The following is a 20354-nucleotide window of genomic DNA, read 5'->3' as shown; positions in this document are numbered from 1 at the left end:
TTATTTTATAGATAAAAGCTAAATTCAAAAAATAATATTAATTATTTTATTATCCTAAAAATTTTATAAATATAAAATTAAAGCTATTTCACAATTATTTTATAGATAAAAATAGTTTGATACAAATATACTATTTTGTGTAATATTTAAATAATATTTATTAACACATGATAATTATCTACAACAAATACACAAACACTTACATTAACAATTAAATTATAAATTAAATTGTAAGACCATTAAAATAATTTTAGTAATGTATATAAACCTCAGCATTTTGTGGAGTATTGTTATATATCCATTTTGCATCATCCATAGATACCCTAACACACCCATGAGAAGCAGGCTTCCCAAGTTTTGATTTCTCTACTTTATTTTCTTCTTGTTCTACTTTATTATTATGATGAGTTTCATCAATTGGAACCGAATGTATTAAATAATTTGAAAAAAATTGCACAGGATACATTACTGTTTCCTTTGTTCCATCATTATTATTAAGCTTAAGCCCATTTGGATAAACTAATTTTTTCTTTACTTTAAAAATACCAACTGGAGTTTCGGTGTCTGCATTATTTAATATACCAGTAGAACAAGCAATATTTTTTCTTACAACATTTCCATTGCCGTATATATTAATAATCTGTTTTGTCAAATCTACGTCTATTATATAGTTACTAAGACCAAGAGGCATAGCCTTTAAATTGTTATTATCTTTCTTTACCCATCCTTTAACTGAAAAATTATCTTCACAATAAATATATCCATCTTTTTCTTCATAGGCTACAATTTCACTATCTCTGTCTAAACATTTTATTAAACTACTTTCATCTCCAATTTTTTTGTACATTTTTACTCCATTTTGACTTATGTAATATGTTTTTTTAAAACAATCATCAAGTGAAAATATAGATATATTATCTTTTGTCTGATTTTGCATATCATTTATTACTTGCTTTTTAATAGAAATTTCATCTACAACTTTTGCAGAGGTTTCTATTGCTTTATCTTGATTTGATACAGATCCAAATAAAAATGACGGAACCATAATAAAAAAACAAGCCATAATTCCAGATATTAAACATGATAATAAAAATCTACTAATCCCATTAAACCTCATCCTAATATTCTCCAATACTATAATATATTTAACATTATTAACCATTAAATAAATTTTAAACATATTAGTATAGAGGTCAGGCTATAAGTTAAAGTGTGTGCTGGACTTTTATTTATTATTCTCTAGTACATTTCCTAAATCTTTAATATACTCATCATAATTTGTCCAATCTCCATTTTTTTGAGCCTCAATTGCTTTATCATAAATGTCCTTGGCCTGTTTTAATTTTTCATCACTTATAGCAGCTTTATTTTGATTTGTATCAACCGAATTATTATTATTAAATAATTGTTTTAAAGCACTACCTATATCAGGTGCCATGACAAATTTCTCTCCTGAAGATAATATAACTCTTTTTACTTCCGGTATACTATTTTTACCTTGAGCTCTTAAATACAGCGGCTCCACATAAAGTAGTGAATTATCTATAGGAATAATTGACGTATCTCCAAATTGAACTTCCGACCCCTGAGTGTTCCAAAGTGCTATTTCCTTAGATATATCCGGATTCTGATTTATTCTTTGTTTAAATAAATAAGGACTATATATAGTTTTTTCTGTTGGGAGACTATACATAATTAATTTTCCATAGTGATTTCCATCTATTCTTGCTGCAAGTATACCTACCATATTTTCTTTGTTTTTCATGTTAAAATATTCAAGCAAAACAGTTTCTTCCTTTTTCTCATCTGGAAGTTTCATAATAACATAAGATGAGTCATTCACACTTTTTGCACCATTTATACTTTTTTGATTTTCAGAAACAGACCACAAATCTTCGCCATTATAAAAAACATTAGGATCTGTTACATGATATTTATCAAGTATATTGCACTGCATATTAAATAGTTCCTCTGCATATCTAAAATGTTCTCTTATTCCTTGCGGAAGTGTATTTACATCTTTAAATAATCCTTTAAAAATTTTATTATAGCTATTAGCCACAGGATCATCTCTATCTATCTGGTAAAAATTAATATCACCATTGAAAGCATCAACCACAACTTTTACTGAATTCCTTATGTAGTTTATATTATTTATAGGCTGAGAAAATGGATATCTATCGGAGGTAGTATAAGCATCCATTATCCAATAAATTCTTCCATTGTATGCAATGGCATATGGATCTTTATCATAAGTTAAAAAAGGTGCTATTTTTTGTGCTCTGTCTAGTATATTTCTATTGATTAAAATTTTGCTATTTGAACCTATAGAACTAGAAACTATAAAATTGAAATTTCTTTTATTAATTGTAAACAATAATCTATTTATAAAATTGGTCTTTAATCCAGCTTTTCCATTATAATTATAAGTAGTATCTGAACTATCATTTGGATAATCGAATTCCCCTAATTTATTATTAACAATAACATAATCATTTGTATTTTCTCCAAAATAAATTCTTGGATTATTTAAAAAAATACCAGAATTATTATTAGTAGGTATGTCCTTCATTAAAAATTCTGGTTGTCCTTCACTAGTAATAGAATTTACTTTACTCATTACTAAGCCATATCCATGAGTATAACTAAGATGCTTATTTTGCCATGTTCCAGCGTTGCCCATTAGTGCGTTTTGATCTATTTCTCTTGGTGATACAAAAACCTCTGTCTGTTTTCCATTTATATTATATCTATCCACATCAATATCATTAAAATTATAATAATATCTATATACTTGAACTTGATTATAAAATTCTAAAGATTGTCTAAATGAATTTAGTTTTATATTATTTATAGTATCCATATTATTATTTATATCTTCCTGTGATAAGTTATCATTAATATCATATGGCTTTACTTGAATTTTATCTAAATTAAATGCTTTTTTAGTAAAATCCATACTGTATTTTATATATTTATTTTCTAAAACTCTTTCATTTGATTTTACAATTACATTTTGTAATATAAATGAAATGGCATTTTCAGAAATTACAAGAACAATTATTAAACTAATGGAAATAATTATGGGTTTTACTTTAGTTTTTAATAAACTTACAAAGGTAATAACTGACGAAATTAAACATACTAACGCAATTAATCTAAAAAACAATAAAGACACATTTATATCCGTATAACTAGCCCCAAAAGATATTCCTCTAGAGCTGTAAACTAAATTCCATCCCTTTATAATATATCCAACAGCTAACATTAAAAATATTATGGTTGAAACTATTGCAAGTTGCCTTCCTGCAAATTTAGTCATGCCACCTTTTATATGTTTAAAATTATAAACACTATTAAATTTATTTTTTCCATAGATATATTTATCTCTAGTAAATAATACAAAATATACACTAACTGTGATGACAACTAAAAATATTAATAAAATCATAATAACTCTATATAGTGATTCTATTAATGGTAATTTAAAAATATAAAAGGATATATCTATATTAAAAATTGGATCTTTTATATTAAAAGGTGATGAACTTTGAAATTGTAATATTTTATACCAATATCTAGAAGAAATATAGAAGGAACTCATAAAAGATATTATAAAATCAATTATAAAAAAAATTCTTTTTTTAATTTTATTTTTCTTAATATGAATATTTAATTCCTTTTTATAGGTGACAAAACTCTTTCTAATGCTTTCATAATATAAATAAAATACGAAATACAAAACGACAAACGTAGGAATCATGAGTTTTAGTACAGCCAATAATTTTGTAAAATATATGGATAAATATCCTACTTCTCTATACCACTGAACATTTATTATAAAATTTACTATCCTGTCAGAGAATATTAAAGCAACTATTATAAAAAAAATAGTAGTTACAAGTATAATCTGCTTTTTCAAAACATCACTCTCCACTAATTTATAAATTTGATCAATTATATCTATCTTAATCATACATTATATATTATATTAATCAGATACTAAATATTTCTTTTTATTTAATTCATTTAATATATTTTTTAGAGAATTTTCATCTTCTACACTTATAGTATGAAGATGGACCCCACCAGTTAAAATTGATAGAGGTTCGGCATCATATTTATTTAATTTTGATATAAAATTTTCAACATCAAAAATAGTTTTAATCATTAATATTCCTCTTATTTCTCCATAAAGCTTATGTTCAATAATCACATCCTCTATTATTCCACCAAATTTTACTATAGTTAAAAGCTCATCTTCTATTTCCTCTGACTTATGACATACTGCTATAACCTTTTTTATTCTATTACTTTTATTTTTAGATATTATATATCCTTTTGGAGTGGAAATAATATCACTTCCAGCTGCCCTCAGTATAGCTATATCCTTAACTATTATTTGCCTTGTAACTCCAAGTTTTTCTGCTAACATATTACCCTTTAATGGATCTTCCTTTTCCTGTAAGATACCTTTTATATAATTTCTTCTTTCATAAGAATTCATAAATTCACCTCCAAAATATTTTACCCTTTATTCAATTAGTAAAATAATTTATTGAATAATTAATTTTTATTATCACAAAATTTAATTATATCTAATTCTTCATCATCTATTATGTTATGATGATTTTCAATTAAATATAAAAACCTTTTATTATACCCATATTTTTTTAGAATATCTGCTCCTATTTTACCATGATTATAATATATATTAATTTTTTTTACACTATTAAATTTTCTTATTTTTCCTTTAGATAAATAATCTAAAATCACCAAAATAGATTTATCTATAATATTTAAATTTCCTTTTATCTTTCCTATATCATGCAATAATGCTATTTTTATTAAATAAGAAGAATTTATTTTCTTATTATAACAAATTTTTTCAACATCTTTGGCTACATTTATACAATGCTTTTGCTCATGCATAGAAAGATTTTTAAACAGTATTAACTCATTATCATTTAACTTTGATACTATATATTTTAAATCATATTCAGTAGGCTTTGCATTAATATATAAAATGAATTGTTTTATTCTATAAAAAAGCATTAAAATTTACCTCACTTAAATTAATAAAATATACTGGCTTTTATTTCTTTTAAAAATATTATATATTTTAATATAAATAAAAGCCAGTATTATGGGAAATAGATACGACTTCACATTAATACTGACTTTAAAATAATCATTAATAAACAATATTATATTCCTTTATATAGATTAAAATTATACATTTGATTAATAGTATTTAAATAAAATAGTTATTTTACTAGTTAAGATAATTTATTGTAGAATATATTAGTTTTAAATTTATAGTAAAATAAAAAACAGTCCATCAGGACTGTTTGGTGGAGATAAAGAGACTCGAACTCTTGACCCTCTGCGTGCAAGGCAGATGCTCTCCCAACTGAGCTATACCCCCATATGGTGGACCTTCAGGGACTCGAACCCCGGACCAACCGGTTATGAGCCGGTTGCTCTAACCAACTGAGCTAAAGATCCATTACCCAGCATCGACCTACTCTTCCACAGGGCTACCCCTGCAGTACCATCAGCACATAAGAGCTTAACCTTCGTGTTCGGAATGGGAACGGGTGTTACCTCTAAGTCATAGACACTGGATATATTAAATTGAGAGTTAAAATTAAGAATTAAAATGTACTCTCAAAATTGCATAGTAAAGGGTAAAAGTAAAATATAATATTGTATACTAATATACACTTTAGTAATTTATTTAAATATTGGTCAAGCCCTCGACCTATAAGAATCAGTCAGCTGAATACATTGCTGCACTTACACCTCTGACCTATCAACCTGATGTTCTTTCAGGGGTCTTACTAGCTTACGCTATGGGAAATCTAATCTTGAGGTGGGCTTCACGCTTAGATGCTTTCAGCGTTTATCCCATCCCGACATAGCTACCCAGCTGTGCCACTGGCGTGACAACTGGTGCACCAGAGGTCAGTCCATCCCGGTCCTCTCGTACTAAGGACAGCTCCTCTCAAATTTCCTACGCCCGCGACGGATAGGGACCGAACTGTCTCACGACGTTCTGAACCCAGCTCGCGTGCCGCTTTAATGGGCGAACAGCCCAACCCTTGGGACCTACTTCAGCCCCAGGATGCGACGAGCCGACATCGAGGTGCCAAACCTCCCCGTCGATGTGGGACTCTTGGGGGAGATCAGCCTGTTATCCCCGAGGTAGCTTTTATCCGTTGAGCGATGGCCCTCCCACGAGGAACCACCGGATCACTAAGCCCGACTTTCGTCCCTGCTCCACTTGTTTGTGTCGCAGTGAGGCTCCCTTATGCCTTTGCACTCTACGCGCGATTTCCAACCGCGCTGAGGGAACCTTTGGGCGCCTCCGTTACTTTTTTGGAGGCGACCGCCCCAGTCAAACTGCCCATCTAGCAATGTCCCGTGACCAGCTTCATGGCCTCCGGTTAGAATTCCAGTACTGTCAGGGTGGTATCCCAAGGACGACTCCACAGCAGCTGACGCCGCTGTATCCCAGTCTCCCACCTATCCTGTACAGACAATACCGAAACTCAATGCTAAACTACAGTAAAGCTCTACGGGGTCTTTCCGTCCAATCGCGGGTAGCAAGCATCTTCACTTGCACTACAATTTCGCCGGATTCGTTGTTGAGACAGTGCCCAAATCATTACGCCATTCGTGCGGGTCGGAACTTACCCGACAAGGAATTTCGCTACCTTAGGACCGTTATAGTTACGGCCGCCGTTTACTGGGGCTTAAGTTCACCGCTTCGATTACTCTAACGGATCCCCTTAACCTTCCAGCACCGGGCAGGCGTCAGCCCCTATACATCAGCTTACGCTTTAGCAGAGACCTGTGTTTTTGCTAAACAGTTGCTTGGGCCTATCCTCTGCGGCCTACGTTAAGTAGGCACCCCTTCTCCCGAAGTTACGGGGTCAATTTGCCGAGTTCCTTAACAACGATTCTTCCGATGGTCTTAGGATTCTCTCCTCACCTACCTGTGTCGGTTTGCGGTACGGGCACCTTAATTCCTTGATAGAGGCTTTTCTTGGCAGTGTGAAATCAGATACTTCGCTAAAAATTAGCTCCCCATAACACCTCAACTAAGCAGGCGGATTTGCCAACCTGCACGTCTTAGTGCTTAGACGCACATCCAATAGTGCGCACATCTTATCCTTCTGCGTCACCCCATCTCTCAAAACGGAAAAAGGTGGTATCGGAATATCAACCGATTATCCATCACCTACGCCTTTCGGCCTCGGCTTAGGACCCGACTAACCCTGAGCGGACGAGCCTTCCTCAGGAAACCTTAGGTTTTCGACCACTAAGATTCTCACTTAGTTCTCGCTACTTATGCCAGCATACTCACTCCTGTATAGTCCACCGCTCCTTACGGTACGACTTCAATCCATACAGGAAGCTCCTCTACCGCTCTTACGAGCCCATAGCTTCGGTGGTAAGTTTTAGCCCCGGACATTTTCGGCGCAGGATCTCTTGACTAGTGAGCTATTACGCACTCTTTAAATGAGTGGCTGCTTCTGAGCCAACATCCTAGTTGTCTTAGAAATCCCACATCCTTTACCACTTAACTTACACTTAGGGACCTTAGCTGATGATCTGGGCTGTTTCCCTTTTGACTACGGATCTTATCATTCGCAGTCTGACTGCCGAAATAAAAGTATATGGCATTCGGAGTTTGATAGAGTTCAGTAACTGTTGTCAGCCCCTACCTCATTCAGTGCTCTACCTCCATAACTCAATTAATCGACGCTAGCCCTAAAGCTATTTCGAGGAGAACCAGCTATCTCCGAGTTCGATTGGAATTTCTCCGCTATCCACAGCTCATCCCATGGTTTTTCAACACCAATGTGGTTCGGTCCTCCACGGAATTTTACTTCCGCTTCAACCTGGCCATGGATAGGTCACCCGGTTTCGGGTCTACAGCATGCAACTAGTCGCCCTATTAAGACTCGGTTTCCCTTCGGCTGCGCACCAGAAGTGCTTAACCTTGCTGCATACCGTAACTCGCTGGCTCGTTCTACAAAAAGCACGTCGTCACACATAAAAAGTGCTTCGACCGGTTGTAGGCACACGGTTTCAGGTTCTATTTCACTCCCCTTCCGGGGTTCTTTTCACCTTTCCCTCACGGTACTGCTTCACTATCGGTCACTAGAAAGTATTTAGCCTTGGGAGGTGGTCCTCCCAGCTTCCCACAAGGTTTCACGTGTCTCGTGGTACTCTGGAATAGATCCGGCCATTTTCTCTTTTAATCTACAGGACTGTTACCTTCTACGGTAGAGCTTTCCAGAACTCTTCGATTAAGATATTAGGCTTTAATGATCTATCCACAACCCCAGGAACAAAGTTCCTGGTTTGGGCTCATTCCATTTCGCTCGCCGCTACTAAGGAAATCGATATTTCTTTCTCTTCCTCCGGGTACTTAGATGTTTCAGTTCCCCGGGTATGTCTCTATATACCTATGTATTCAGTATAAAGTACATGTCGTTAAGACATGTGGGTTGCCCCATTCGGAAATCTCCGGATCACAGGCCATTTGCGCCTACCCGAAGCTTATCGCAGCTTGTCGCGTCCTTCTTCGACTTCTAGTGCCAAGGCATTCACCATGCGCCCTTTGTAGCTTGACCTGTTATACTCTTAAGCGTTAGCTTTTCGAGTTTAGTCTTTTATTTTGTTTTAATCTTCATTTTATTAAAGATAAAGATTAATTATACAAAGGATATTTGTTTTATTATTTTACTTTACTTTTTGTTTCACTATGCAATTTTCAAAGTACATTTAAGAGATATTGATCTCTCAAAATTAAACAGAGATAAGAGTTAAACAACCATATCACAGTAGTTATCCTACCATGCTTACTCCTTAGAAAGGAGGTGATCCAGCCGCAGGTTCTCCTACGGCTACCTTGTTACGACTTCACCCCAATCACTAATCCCACCTTCGGCCGCTGGCCCCATAAAGGTTACCTCACGGACTTCGGGTGTTACCAGCTCTCATGGTGTGACGGGCGGTGTGTACAAGGCCCGGGAACGTATTCACCGCGACATTCTGATTCGCGATTACTAGCAACTCCAACTTCATGTAGGCGAATTTCAGCCTGCAATCCGAACTGGGATGAGTTTTCAAGTTTGGCTCCACCTCGCGGTATTGCATCTCGTTGTTCTCACCATTGTAGCACGTGTGTAGCCCTAGACATAAGGGGCATGATGATTTGACGTCATCCCCGCCTTCCTCCCGGTTAACCCGGGCAGTCTCACTAGAGTGCTCAACTTAATGGTAGCAACTAATGATAAGGGTTGCGCTCGTTGCGGGACTTAACCCAACATCTCACGACACGAGCTGACGACAACCATGCACCACCTGTCTTCCTGCCCCGAAGGGCTTCACGTATCTCTACGCTATTCAGGAGATGTCAAGTCTAGGTAAGGTTCTTCGCGTTGCTTCGAATTAAACCACATGCTCCGCTGCTTGTGCGGGCCCCCGTCAATTCCTTTGAGTTTTAATCTTGCGACCGTACTTCCCAGGCGGAGTACTTATTGTGTTAACTGCGGCACAGAAGGAGTCGATACCTCCTACACCTAGTACTCATCGTTTACGGCGTGGACTACCAGGGTATCTAATCCTGTTTGCTCCCCACGCTTTCATGCCTCAGCGTCAGTTACAGTCCAGAAAGCCGCCTTCGCCACTGATGTTCTTCCTAATCTCTACGCATTTCACCGCTACACTAGGAATTCCGCTTTCCTCTCCTGCACTCTAGATACCCAGTTTGAAATGCAGTCCCCAGGTTAAGCCCGGGGCTTTCACATCTCACTTAAGTATCCGCCTACACATCCTTTACGCCCAGTAAATCCGGACAACGCTTGCCACCTACGTATTACCGCGGCTGCTGGCACGTAGTTAGCCGTGGCTTCCTCCTTTGGTACCGTCATTATCGTCCCAAAAGACAGAGCTTTACAATCCGAAGACCGTCATCACTCACGCGGCGTTGCTGCATCAGGCTTTCGCCCATTGTGCAATATTCCCCACTGCTGCCTCCCGTAGGAGTCTGGACCGTGTCTCAGTTCCAATGTGGCCGATCACCCTCTCAGGTCGGCTACGCATCGTCGCCTTGGTGAGCCGTTACCTCTCCAACTAGCTAATGCGCCGCGGGTCCATCTCAAAGTGGATTACTCCTTTAATTACTGCTTCATGCGAAGCTGTAATATTATGCGGTATTAATCTCCCTTTCGGGAGGCTATTCCCCTCTTTGAGGCAGGTTACCCACGTGTTACTCACCCGTCCGCCGCTAGAAACCCGAAGGTTTCTCGCTCGACTTGCATGTGTTAAGCACGCCGCCAGCGTTCGTCCTGAGCCAGGATCAAACTCTCAATTTATAAGTTTGATGTTAGCTCATCGCTTCTCTTCATTTTACTGAAGAATTTGTTACTCTTGATTTTAATTTCTTAAAATCTAAAGAATTGCTGGTTTGTTTTATTCTTATACTCTGTTTAATTTTCAAAGATCAATTTCTGTCATCTGACAGCTTTTATAGTTTATCATCATCAATGCAATTTGTCAATAACTTTTTACTGTGATTTTTATTGATTAGATATATTATTTTTCAACAACTTTTACTATTCTATCATCATACATTTATACTGTCAATATTTTTTTATTGTAAATATAAATGTTTGAGTTTGCTAATAAAAATCATCTCAGAGAACGAAGACTATTTTATCAAATTTAATGACTTATGTATTTAATTTTTATGTGCTTTATCAAAAATAGTTTCATATTTCTTATAATTTCACTGTTTTGCTCATTATATTTAGTATTGATACACCTGGAGAATTGTATGTTATAAAATAATAAATAAGCTCTTACTTAGTTATTATTTTTAATTAACTAAATAAGAGCTATTTTATATTTTACTTATTTAACTCATAAATTTATTCATGATTAGAATCCAAATTTGTTTCTTCTACCTCATAATTTTCATTTACATCTGTATCTATCTTGGCTATTGCTACTACCTTTTCTTCATCAGTACTTCTCATTAAGGTTACACCCATGGCATTTCTACTAGTGGTAGATATATCTGATACATTTATTCTAATTACTATATCATTACTATTAATAATCATCATTTCATCTGCATCTTTAACCATTCTGGCACCTACAAGTTCTCCGGTTTTTTCAGTTACTTTGTAGGTTATTACACCTTTTCCACCTCTTTTTTGAACAGAATACTCAGCTATATGGGTTCTCTTACCAAACCCATTAGAACTTACTACAAGAACATCCTGTTCAATGTCTACAACTTCCATTCCAACAACAATATCATCTTCTCTAAGACTTATTCCTCTTACTCCAGATGTATTTCTTCCAAGTGGCCTAGCATCTTTTTCATTAAACCTAATAGCATAACCATTCTTAGTTGCCATTAATATTTCGCTATCACCATTTGTAAGTCTTACTCCAATAAGTTCATCATCTTCTCTTAAATTTATAGCATTAAGCCCGTTCTTTCTTATTGCAGCATATTGGTCAAGAGAAGTTTTCTTTATAACTCCCTTTTTAGTAGCCATAATTAGATAATTATCTTCTTTAAATTCCTTCAAAGTTATGACAGCTTGAATTTTTTCACCTTGATTTAATTGGAGAAGATTTATTAAATTTGTCCCCTTAGCAGTTCTTCCTGCTTCATGTATCTCATAAGCTTTAAGTTTATAGACTTTTCCCTGATTGCTAAAGAACAAAATATTATTATGAGTAGATGTTATAAATATATGTTCTACGAAGTCATCTTCTTTAGTAGCCATTGCCTGTATACCTCTTCCGCCTCTTCTTTGGGCTGTATATGTATCTGCTGGCAATCTTTTTATGTATCCTGCATGAGTAAGTGTTATTACAACATCTTCATCCTCAATAAGGTCTTCTATGTCTATTTCATTTTCAACACTTTCTATAAGAGTTTTTCTTTCATCACCAAACTTAGCCTTTATTTCTGTAAGTTCATCTTTTATTATATTTAAAATCATATTTCTATCTGCTAATACACTTTCTAAATACTCAATAGTTCTCATAAGTTCTGCTAATTCTTCTTCTATCTTTTCTCTTTCAAGACCAGTAAGTCTTCTAAGCTTCATTTCTACAATTGCTTCAGACTGCTTTTCTGAAAGATTAAATTTATCCATAAGTCTTTCTTCTGCTTCATTAACCGTTTTTGATGATCTTATAATATTTATAACCTCATCAATGTGATCAAGTGCAATTTTAAGACCTTCTAATATGTGAGCTCTAGCTCTAGCTTTATCTAATTCAAATTGAGTTCTTCTTCGTATTACCTCTTCCTGAAATATTACATAATGCTGTAACATCTGTTTCAAATTAAGGTATTGAGGCTTTCCATCTACTAAAGCTAGCATTATAATTCCAAAAGTATCCTGTAATTTTGTATGCTTATATAGTTGATTCAATAAAACCTGAGGATTTGCATCCCTTTTCAGTTCTATAACTATCCTCATACCCTCTCTGTCAGATTCATCTCTAAGATCCGATATTCCATTTAATCTCTTATCCTTAACCAAATCAGCCATATTTTCAATAAGTTTAGCTTTATTAACTTGATAAGGTAATTCAGTTACTATAATTCTATGCTTACCATTATTTTCTTCAATCTCACATTTTGATCTTACAACCACCTTACCCCTACCTGTTTCATAGGCACTTCTTATTCCAGATTTACCAATTATCATTCCTGATGTAGGAAAATCTGGTCCTTTTATTTTGGTCATAAGCTCCAATATTGTTACATCATTGTTATCGATAAGCATAAATATTGCATCAATGACCTCATTTAAATTATGAGGAGGTATATTAGTTGCCATACCTACTGCAATACCAGCTGATCCATTAACTAATAAATTTGGAAATCTTGATGGTATTACGGATGGTTCTTCTTCTTCACCATCAAAATTAGGGACGAAATCCACTGTATTTTTTCCTATATCTCTAATCATTTCAAGTGCTATTTTGCTCATCTTTGCTTCTGTATATCTCATAGCAGCTGCTGAATCACCATCTACTGATCCAAAATTTCCATGACCATTTACAAGGGGATATCTTAGGTTAAAGTCTTGAGCCATCCTAACTAATGCATCATATACAGATGAATCACCATGTGGATGGTATTTACCAAGAACATCTCCAACTATTCTAGCGCATTTTCTATATCCCTTTTCTGGAGTTAAACCTAATTCATGCATTGAATAAATAATTCTTCTATGCACTGGTTTAAGACCATCTCTTACATCTGGTAATGCACGGTCAATAATAACACTCATTGCATAATCTATATAACATTTTTTCATCTCACTACTTATATCTACTTGTAAAACCTTACCTTCATTATTCATGTAACACACCTCTTTTATCGTGCTATATCTTATAGCTGCTAACTGTTATATTCGCATTATATATAAACAAGTTAACTACAACAGTTAGCTTGTTAGATAATTACCCTAAATTTAGCATAGTAAATTCCAACTAAACAAGATTGCATTGATAATATTGACTATTTTATTTATATGTTAAATTTTAAATATCTAAATTTATAACATTCTTTGCATTTTGCTGTATGAATTCTCTACGTGGTTCTACTTTGTCTCCCATAAGAATTGTAAATATCTCATCTGCAACCATAGCATCTTCTACTGTTGCTTTCAAAAGTATTCTTCTTTCAGGATCCATTGTAGTCTCCCAAAGTTGTTCTGCATTCATTTCACCTAAACCTTTGTATCTTTGAATACTTGTATTATTATCTTTACCACCAAGCTCTTCTAGAACCTTATCTAAATCTTTTTCAAGATAGCAATATACTTCCTTTTTACCCTTAGAAACCTTATATAATGGTGGCTGAGCTATATATATATGTCCCTGCTCCACAAGTTCTCTCATATATCTATAGAAAAATGTCAATAACAATGTCCTTATATGTGCACCATCTACATCGGCATCAGTCATAATAATAATTCTATGATATCTTATTTTTTCTATATCAAAATCCTTGCTTATACCAGCACCAAAAGCAGTTATCATAGCTCTTATCATTTCAGAGTTTAATATCTTATCTATTCTCTGCTTTTCTACATTCATAATCTTTCCTCTTAAAGGAAGTATAGCTTGAAATTTTCTATCTCTACCCTGTTTAGCTGATCCACCAGCTGAATCACCCTCAACTATATAAATTTCGCATTCTGCTGGATCTTTTGAAGAACAATCCGCCAGTTTACCTGGAAGGGCAGTAGTTTCAAGTACAGATTTTCTTCTTGTAAGTTCTCTTGCCTTTTTTGCTGCATCTCTGGCTCTTGCTGCAAGCAAAGCTTTATCAATTATTATTTTACCTATTTGTGGGTTTTCCTCTAAAAAGGCACTTACATTTTCACCTAAAATACTATCAACAATTCCTCTTACTTCACTGTTTCCAAGTTTTGTCTTTGTCTGACCTTCAAACTGAGGATCTGAAAGCTTAATTGATATAACTGCTGTTAATCCCTCTCTAATGTCTTCTCCAGAAAAATTCTTATCATTTTCCTTTATAAAATTAAATTTCCTTGCATAGTCATTTAAAACTCTTGTAAGTGCTGTTTTAAAACCAGAAAGATGAGTTCCACCTTCAACTGTATCAATGTTATTTGCAAAAGAAAATAAATTTTCTGCATAACCATCATTATATTGAAGTGCCATTTCCACTACATAATCACCTTTGTATCCCTCAATATAAATTGGTTCTGGAAAAATAGCTTCTTTATTTCTATTTAGATAGCTAACAAATGATTTTATTCCACCTTCATAATGGAATGTTTCTTTTTTGTCCTGTCTTTCATCTGTAAAATTAATCTTTATTCCCTTATTTAAAAATGCTAATTCTCTTAGCCTTTGAGCTAATGTATCATAGCTAAATTCTATTTCCTCAAATATTTCACTGTCTGGCTTAAAATTAGTCTGAGTACCATGTTCTTCCGTATCACCTATTTGTTCAAAAGGACTAGCTACATTTCCTCTATGATAAAGCTGCCTCCAAATATGGCCATCTCTTTTAACTATAACTTCGCAGGTTTCAGATAAAGCATTAACAACTGATGCTCCAACACCATGTAGACCTCCTGATACTTTATAACCACCACCGCCAAATTTTCCTCCAGCATGAAGCACTGTCATTATAACTTCCACTGTTGGCTTATTCATTTTATGATGTATTCCTACAGGCATACCCCTTCCATCATCAACTATGGATACTGAGTTATCCTTATGAATTACAATATCTATGTTTTTACAAAAACCACCTAAAGCTTCATCTATGCTGTTATCAACTATTTCATAAACAAGATGATGAAGACCCCTTAGAGAAGTGCTACCTATATACATTCCAGGTCTCTTTCTTACCGCTTCTAATCCTTCAAGAACCTGAATTTGACTTTCATCATAAATTTCATTATTTTGTGACATTGAAATCCTCCTATCAAAAAACTCTATGGTTCTAAATAAAACATTTCACTTCTCTTGCTAAGTGTAGCAGAAGATATTGGAGATAAATATATCTTGCTTTTTTGATTTACCTCAGCAATTATAAATGATTTTGGCTTCTCATTAGTTATTCTTTGAACAAATCCATCTTCTTCTGCCATTCTTAAAAACTGGCTAGTATCTGAACTATACATAGTAGTTTCTATATCAAAAATTCCTATAATATCTTTTATTGGAACTACTACACTTTCACCTAAATGCAAAAACATAAAAAACCTCCTTATAAGCTATCAACCTCTGATATTTCTCCATCTTTAACATTAAAAACCTTAAATTTTCCACTTATATAGCTGCTTATATTATTAATTCCTGTACACGTAATGATAGTTTGTATGTCATTTATAGAATTTAAAATATATTTTTGCCTGGAAGTATCAAGTTCTGATAAAACATCATCTAATAAAAGTACAGGCTCCTCTTTTGTATATTCTTTTAAAATATTTAAAGTTGAAAATTTAATAGTTAATATAGCTGTTCTTTGCTGTCCCTGTGAACCATAACTTCTTGTGTCTATATTATTTATTAATATACTAAAATCATCCTTGTGGGGTCCTATGGATGTATTTCCTCTGTATATATCCTTATTTCTATTTTTTTCATAACATTTAAATAAATCAGTTTCTATATTATCTGTATTTTTAACACACATAATATATTTAAACTCTATATTTTCTTTTTTACTGGTTATATCATTATGTATTATATTTCCAAAATAATTTAATTTATCTATATAATCTAATCTGTATTTTATTAATTTGCTTCCATATTTACTAAGTTGCTTATCATATATTTCTAAAATATCAAAAGTATCCTTGCTATTATTTCTAAGTAATGCGTTTCTTTCATTTAAAACTTTAGTATACTGAACCAATTCAAAATAATATCTTGAATTTAGTTTAGAAAGTTCTATATCCAAAAACTTTCTTCTATAAATTGGAGAATCTTTTACAATTTTCAAATCTTCTGGTGAAAAAATTACAGCATTAAAAACTCCAAAAAGCTCAGATATCTTTCTTAACCTTATAGAATTAACATTAATGCCTTTTTTACCTTCTTTAAAAATTTTTATTTCTATTCTTTTATCTAATCTTTCTTTACAGACATATAAATTTATATATGAGCTTTCCTTATTCCATTGAATAAGCTCCTTATCCTTATTTGTCCTATAGGATTTACCTACACTACAGTAATAAATACTCTCAAGTATATTGGTTTTTCCTTGGGCATTATCTCCAGTAAATATATTTATATTTCTATCTAATTGAATATTGAGCTTTTCATAATTTCTAAAATTATTAAGTATTAAAGATCCTATATGCATAACTACACACCTTATATTATAACACAAGTATATAAACTTATGGCAAATCTAATTACGTAATCAATACAATTATATTATTTTATATTGATTACCATTAAATTCTATCAAATCCCCTTTTAATAGTTTTTTACTCCTTTGAATTTCAACAACTCCATTAACCTTAACTTCTCCATTTTTTATAAAAAATTTAGCTTCTGAACCTTGACTAATAATACCTGCCCATTTTAGAAATGAATCCAATTTTATTATTTCAGTATTAATTTTAACTTCTTCCATAATTTTATTTTGTAACCTAAGTTACACTCCTCTCTTTTTAATTATAACCAACTTTATAATTAATTAACTATTTAATAATCTCACAGGTAAAATAAGATAAGTATAGTTATTATTTTCTTTACTTTTAACTAAACATGGAGTTATATTACTAGAAAATTCCATACATATTTCTTCTTCCTCTATTATTTTTAATAAGTCTATTAGGTATTTTGAATTAAATGCAATTTTTAAATGTTCTCCTTGCAAAATTATATTCAATTCTTCTCGGACGTTTCCCAATTGAGAATTAGAAGTTATTACCATATAATCATCTTCAATATCAAATTTAATAAGACTTGTATTTCCGTCCTTTCCTACTAACGATGCTCTTTCTATACAATTTAAAAGTTCTTCTCTTTTTACATTTACTCTTAAATTATATTCTTCAGGAATTATTGATGTATACCTTATGAATTCACCTTCCAAAAGTCTAGATATTATTTTAGTTTTTTCAAGATTTATAAGAATATGATTTGAAGTAAATGTTATATTTACAATTCCCTCATCTTGCAAGATTTTAACTACTTCGTTTAAAGTTTTTCCAGGAATAACGGCACTTATAGAATCGTCATTTTCTATGGATTCACTTCTAAATGCAAGTCTATATCCGTCTAGAGCTACTAGATTAATTTTTTTATCTTTTACTTCAAATAAAACCCCTGTAAGTATTGGTCTTGACTCATCTTGTGCAATTGCAAATATAGTAGATTTTATCATATTTTTTAGTGTTTTTTGATCTATAGAAAAAATCATATCATCGTTAATGGATGGAAGACTTGGAAAATCATCTGCATTCATATGAACCAAAGTAAATTCAGACTTTTCACAAATTAATTTAATTGAGTTATTGTCCAATGAATTTATTTCTATATATGAATTTGGAAGTTTTCTTATTATATCTCCAAATAGTTTAGCATCAACTACAATTTTTCCAGTTTCTATAATTTCAGCTTCTAGTTTAGTTTCTATACTTAAGTCAATATCGGAACCTATTATTGTAATCTGTCCTTGTTCTGCAATTATAAGTAATCCTTGTAGTATAGGCATTGATGATTTTCCAGTCACTGATTTTTGTGCTATAGATATAGCCTCTTGAAGTTTATTTTTTTCACATTTAAATTTCATAATTGTATGTCCTCCTTATACACAGATAAAATGGCTTATATAGTAGATTAGATAATATAATAATATTATAGTAATAGTAGTAGGGGCTGTTGATATGTTAGTAACTTCTAAAAGCAAGCATATTGGCTAATTAGACTAAAAAATAATTGTGGATAAGTAAATAGTAAAAATTTAGCTTTATCCACATTATTAAGACTAAATATAAATAATTTTTTTATCCACATGTTTATTTTATATTATTATAAACATATGTTATTATTTTTGATTTATCTTTTTAGTTATATCGCTTATTGCATTCTTTAGAGATTCGTCTTTTTTTAATCCACCAGATATTTTTTCATAAGCATGAATAACAGTTGTATGATCTCTTCCTCCAAATTCTTCACCTATCTTTGGCAAAGACATATCTGTGAGTTTTCTACATAAATACATAGCTATTTGTCTGGGATAAGCTATATTTCTAGTTCTTCTTGCAGACTTAAAATCTTCTATTCTAAGGCTATAGTAATTTGCAACTATATCCTGGATTAATCCTACAGTAACCTGACGTGATTGTTTATTTGAGATTATATCTTTTAATGCCTCTGAGGCTAAATCTACGCTTACTTCTTTGTTTGTTAAGGAAGAAAAAGCTACTATTCGTATTAATGCTCCTTCTAATTCTCGTATATTTGATTTAATCTTTGTAGCTATATATACCATTACTTCATTTGGTATATTTAAATTTTCTACATCAGCTTTCTTTTTTAATATAGCTATTCTTGTTTCAAAATCAGGTGGTTGAATATCAGCTATAAGTCCCCATTCAAAGCGTGAGCGCAATCTGTCTTCCAATGTTGGTATTTCTTTTGGAGGGCGATCACTGGAAAGGATAATTTGCTTATTATTTTCATGAAGAGTATTAAAGGTGTGAAAGAACTCCTCTTGTGTTCTTTCTTTACCACCAATAAATTGAACATCATCTATTAAAAGTACATCAACATTTCTGTACTTAGTTCTAAATTCTTCATTTTTATCATCCTTTATAGAATTAATTAGTTCATTAGTAAATTTTTCAGAAGAAACATATACTACCTTGGCCTTAGGATTATTTTGTAATATATAATGTCCTATAGCATGCATAAGATGTGTTTTTCCGAGTCCAACTCCACCATATATAAATAATGGATTATATGCTTTAGCTGGAGCTTCTGCAACAGCTAAGCAAGCAGCATGAGCAAATCTATTGCTATTACCTATGACAAATGAATCAAATTTATATTTTGGATTTAACATTGTATACATTTCATCATGAGAAGATATATTATCTTTAGATTTATCTTCGTATGATTCATCAACTTCAGCAGTTTCTTCTGACAATATGTTAAAAACAAGAGAATACTTTTTTGTAGTAATGACTTTTAAAGAGTTTGAAATTAAATCTTTATATCTACTTTCCAAAATTTCTTTAGTAAATTGATTAGGGACCCCAAATTTTATAAAATCATTATTCATAGATAAAGGAGATATACTTTTAATCCAAGTATTAAAACTCACTTCAGTTAATTCACTTTTTATTATATTTAAAGTTTTTTCCCATATATCTTTTAGTTGGGTGTCCATATGTTATCCTCCAGTAAATTTTTTATCTTGAAATAAGTTAGTAACAAAAGTAATAACAAAATATAGTTGTTATTTAAGGTTGTTGACAAATTTATATTAAATTATACACATGTGAATAATTTTGTTATATAATTTATAAAATAAAAATTATTCACATATAGTAAGAAAAATATATTAACATTGTAATATACCTTATAAATGTTGGATTTTAGACAAAAATAAAAGATAATAAATGAAATTATTAACTAAATAAATAAGTTATCAACATTTTTGTCCACAACCTGTGAATAACTTTATATTTTTAAAATAATTCACAGGTCATGTTTAATAATATCAAAACATCAGTATCTATTCAAGAAGTTATCCACAAAAAAGTATTTTACATTGAAAAAATATCAACAAA

General features: G+C 32.3%; 11 protein-coding genes, 2 tRNA genes and 3 rRNA genes. All 16 read right to left on the bottom strand.

Going from position 1 to position 20354, the window contains the following annotated elements:
• Positions 1–250 precede the first annotated feature (250 nt).
• Positions 251–1117 (bottom strand): L,D-transpeptidase, encoded by an 867-nt coding sequence (locus CLOPA_RS23475; protein WP_015613454.1) that lies wholly within the window; start codon positions 1115–1117, stop codon positions 251–253.
• 108 nt (positions 1118–1225) lie between these two features.
• Complete coding sequence (locus tag CLOPA_RS00110) at positions 1226–3922, bottom strand: UPF0182 family protein (RefSeq protein ID WP_041710670.1); 2697 nt, start codon at positions 3920–3922, stop codon at positions 1226–1228.
• 69 nt (positions 3923–3991) lie between these two features.
• Positions 3992–4507, bottom strand: a complete 516-nt coding sequence (locus tag CLOPA_RS00105; RefSeq protein ID WP_015613452.1) for a transcription repressor NadR — start codon at positions 4505–4507, stop codon at positions 3992–3994.
• Between the two features lie 59 nt (positions 4508–4566).
• On the bottom strand, positions 4567–5055 hold the full coding sequence (locus CLOPA_RS00100) for an HDIG domain-containing metalloprotein (RefSeq protein ID WP_015613451.1): 489 nt from the start codon (positions 5053–5055) through the stop codon (positions 4567–4569).
• 297 nt (positions 5056–5352) lie between these two features.
• Positions 5353–5428 (bottom strand) — tRNA-Ala (locus tag CLOPA_RS00095).
• A gap of 3 nt (positions 5429–5431) precedes the next feature.
• Positions 5432–5508, bottom strand: a tRNA-Ile gene (locus tag CLOPA_RS00090).
• Between the two features lie 3 nt (positions 5509–5511).
• Positions 5512–5628: ribosomal RNA gene (gene rrf, locus CLOPA_RS00085) — 5S ribosomal RNA — on the bottom strand.
• Positions 5629–5747: 119 nt separating this feature from the next.
• Positions 5748–8648 (bottom strand): 23S ribosomal RNA (locus tag CLOPA_RS00080).
• A gap of 239 nt (positions 8649–8887) precedes the next feature.
• Positions 8888–10394: ribosomal RNA gene (locus tag CLOPA_RS00075) — 16S ribosomal RNA — on the bottom strand.
• Together the 16S, 23S and 5S rRNA genes with 2 tRNA genes alongside form the textbook arrangement of a ribosomal RNA operon.
• Positions 10395–10949: 555 nt before the next feature.
• On the bottom strand, positions 10950–13418 hold the full coding sequence (gene gyrA / locus CLOPA_RS00070; RefSeq protein ID WP_015613450.1) for a DNA gyrase subunit A: 2469 nt from the start codon (positions 13416–13418) through the stop codon (positions 10950–10952).
• Between the two features lie 181 nt (positions 13419–13599).
• Positions 13600–15510 (bottom strand): DNA topoisomerase (ATP-hydrolyzing) subunit B, encoded by a 1911-nt coding sequence (gene gyrB / locus CLOPA_RS00065; protein WP_015613449.1) that lies wholly within the window; start codon positions 15508–15510, stop codon positions 13600–13602.
• Positions 15511–15533: 23 nt separating this feature from the next.
• Positions 15534–15797, bottom strand: coding sequence for an extracellular matrix regulator RemB (gene remB / locus CLOPA_RS00060; protein ID WP_015613448.1), 264 nt, complete (start codon positions 15795–15797; stop codon positions 15534–15536).
• A gap of 11 nt (positions 15798–15808) precedes the next feature.
• Complete coding sequence (gene recF / locus CLOPA_RS00055) at positions 15809–16909, bottom strand: DNA replication/repair protein RecF (protein WP_015613447.1); 1101 nt, start codon at positions 16907–16909, stop codon at positions 15809–15811.
• A gap of 69 nt (positions 16910–16978) precedes the next feature.
• The gene (locus tag CLOPA_RS00050; protein WP_015613446.1) at positions 16979–17185 is read right to left on the bottom strand and encodes an RNA-binding S4 domain-containing protein; all 207 of its coding nucleotides are present in this window, start codon (positions 17183–17185) and stop codon (positions 16979–16981) included.
• Positions 17186–17248: 63 nt separating this feature from the next.
• Positions 17249–18349, bottom strand: coding sequence for a DNA polymerase III subunit beta (dnaN, locus tag CLOPA_RS00045; protein ID WP_015613445.1), 1101 nt, complete (start codon positions 18347–18349; stop codon positions 17249–17251).
• A gap of 255 nt (positions 18350–18604) precedes the next feature.
• A complete protein-coding gene (gene dnaA, locus CLOPA_RS00040) occupies positions 18605–19951 on the bottom strand; it encodes a chromosomal replication initiator protein DnaA (RefSeq protein ID WP_015613444.1) in 1347 nt (448 codons plus the stop codon).
• Between the last annotated feature and the right edge of the window lie 403 nt (positions 19952–20354).

It is taken from the genome of Clostridium pasteurianum BC1 (genome assembly GCF_000389635.1).
Taxonomy (GTDB): domain Bacteria; phylum Bacillota; class Clostridia; order Clostridiales; family Clostridiaceae; genus Clostridium_I; species Clostridium_I pasteurianum_A.
This window is presented reverse-complemented; position numbering and strand designations above follow the sequence as displayed.

What these genes read in the sequence shown, in the direction of transcription:
- CLOPA_RS00105 (WP_015613452.1), bottom strand. Translation starts at nt 4,507, where the DNA reads ATGAATTCTTATGAAAGAAGAAATTATATAAAAGGTATCTTACAGGAA.
- gyrB (WP_015613449.1), bottom strand. Translation starts at nt 15,510, where the DNA reads ATGTCACAAAATAATGAAATTTATGATGAAAGTCAAATTCAGGTTCTT.
- dnaN (WP_015613445.1), bottom strand. Translation starts at nt 18,349, where the DNA reads ATGAAATTTAAATGTGAAAAAAATAAACTTCAAGAGGCTATATCTATA.
- CLOPA_RS23475 (WP_015613454.1), bottom strand. Translation starts at nt 1,117, where the DNA reads ATGAGGTTTAATGGGATTAGTAGATTTTTATTATCATGTTTAATATCT.
- CLOPA_RS00100 (WP_015613451.1), bottom strand. Translation starts at nt 5,055, where the DNA reads ATGCTTTTTTATAGAATAAAACAATTCATTTTATATATTAATGCAAAG.
- recF (WP_015613447.1), bottom strand. Translation starts at nt 16,909, where the DNA reads ATGCATATAGGATCTTTAATACTTAATAATTTTAGAAATTATGAAAAG.
- CLOPA_RS00050 (WP_015613446.1), bottom strand. Translation starts at nt 17,185, where the DNA reads ATGGAAGAAGTTAAAATTAATACTGAAATAATAAAATTGGATTCATTT.
- gyrA (WP_015613450.1), bottom strand. Translation starts at nt 13,418, where the DNA reads ATGAATAATGAAGGTAAGGTTTTACAAGTAGATATAAGTAGTGAGATG.
- remB (WP_015613448.1), bottom strand. Translation starts at nt 15,797, where the DNA reads ATGTTTTTGCATTTAGGTGAAAGTGTAGTAGTTCCAATAAAAGATATT.
- dnaA (WP_015613444.1), bottom strand. Translation starts at nt 19,951, where the DNA reads ATGGACACCCAACTAAAAGATATATGGGAAAAAACTTTAAATATAATA.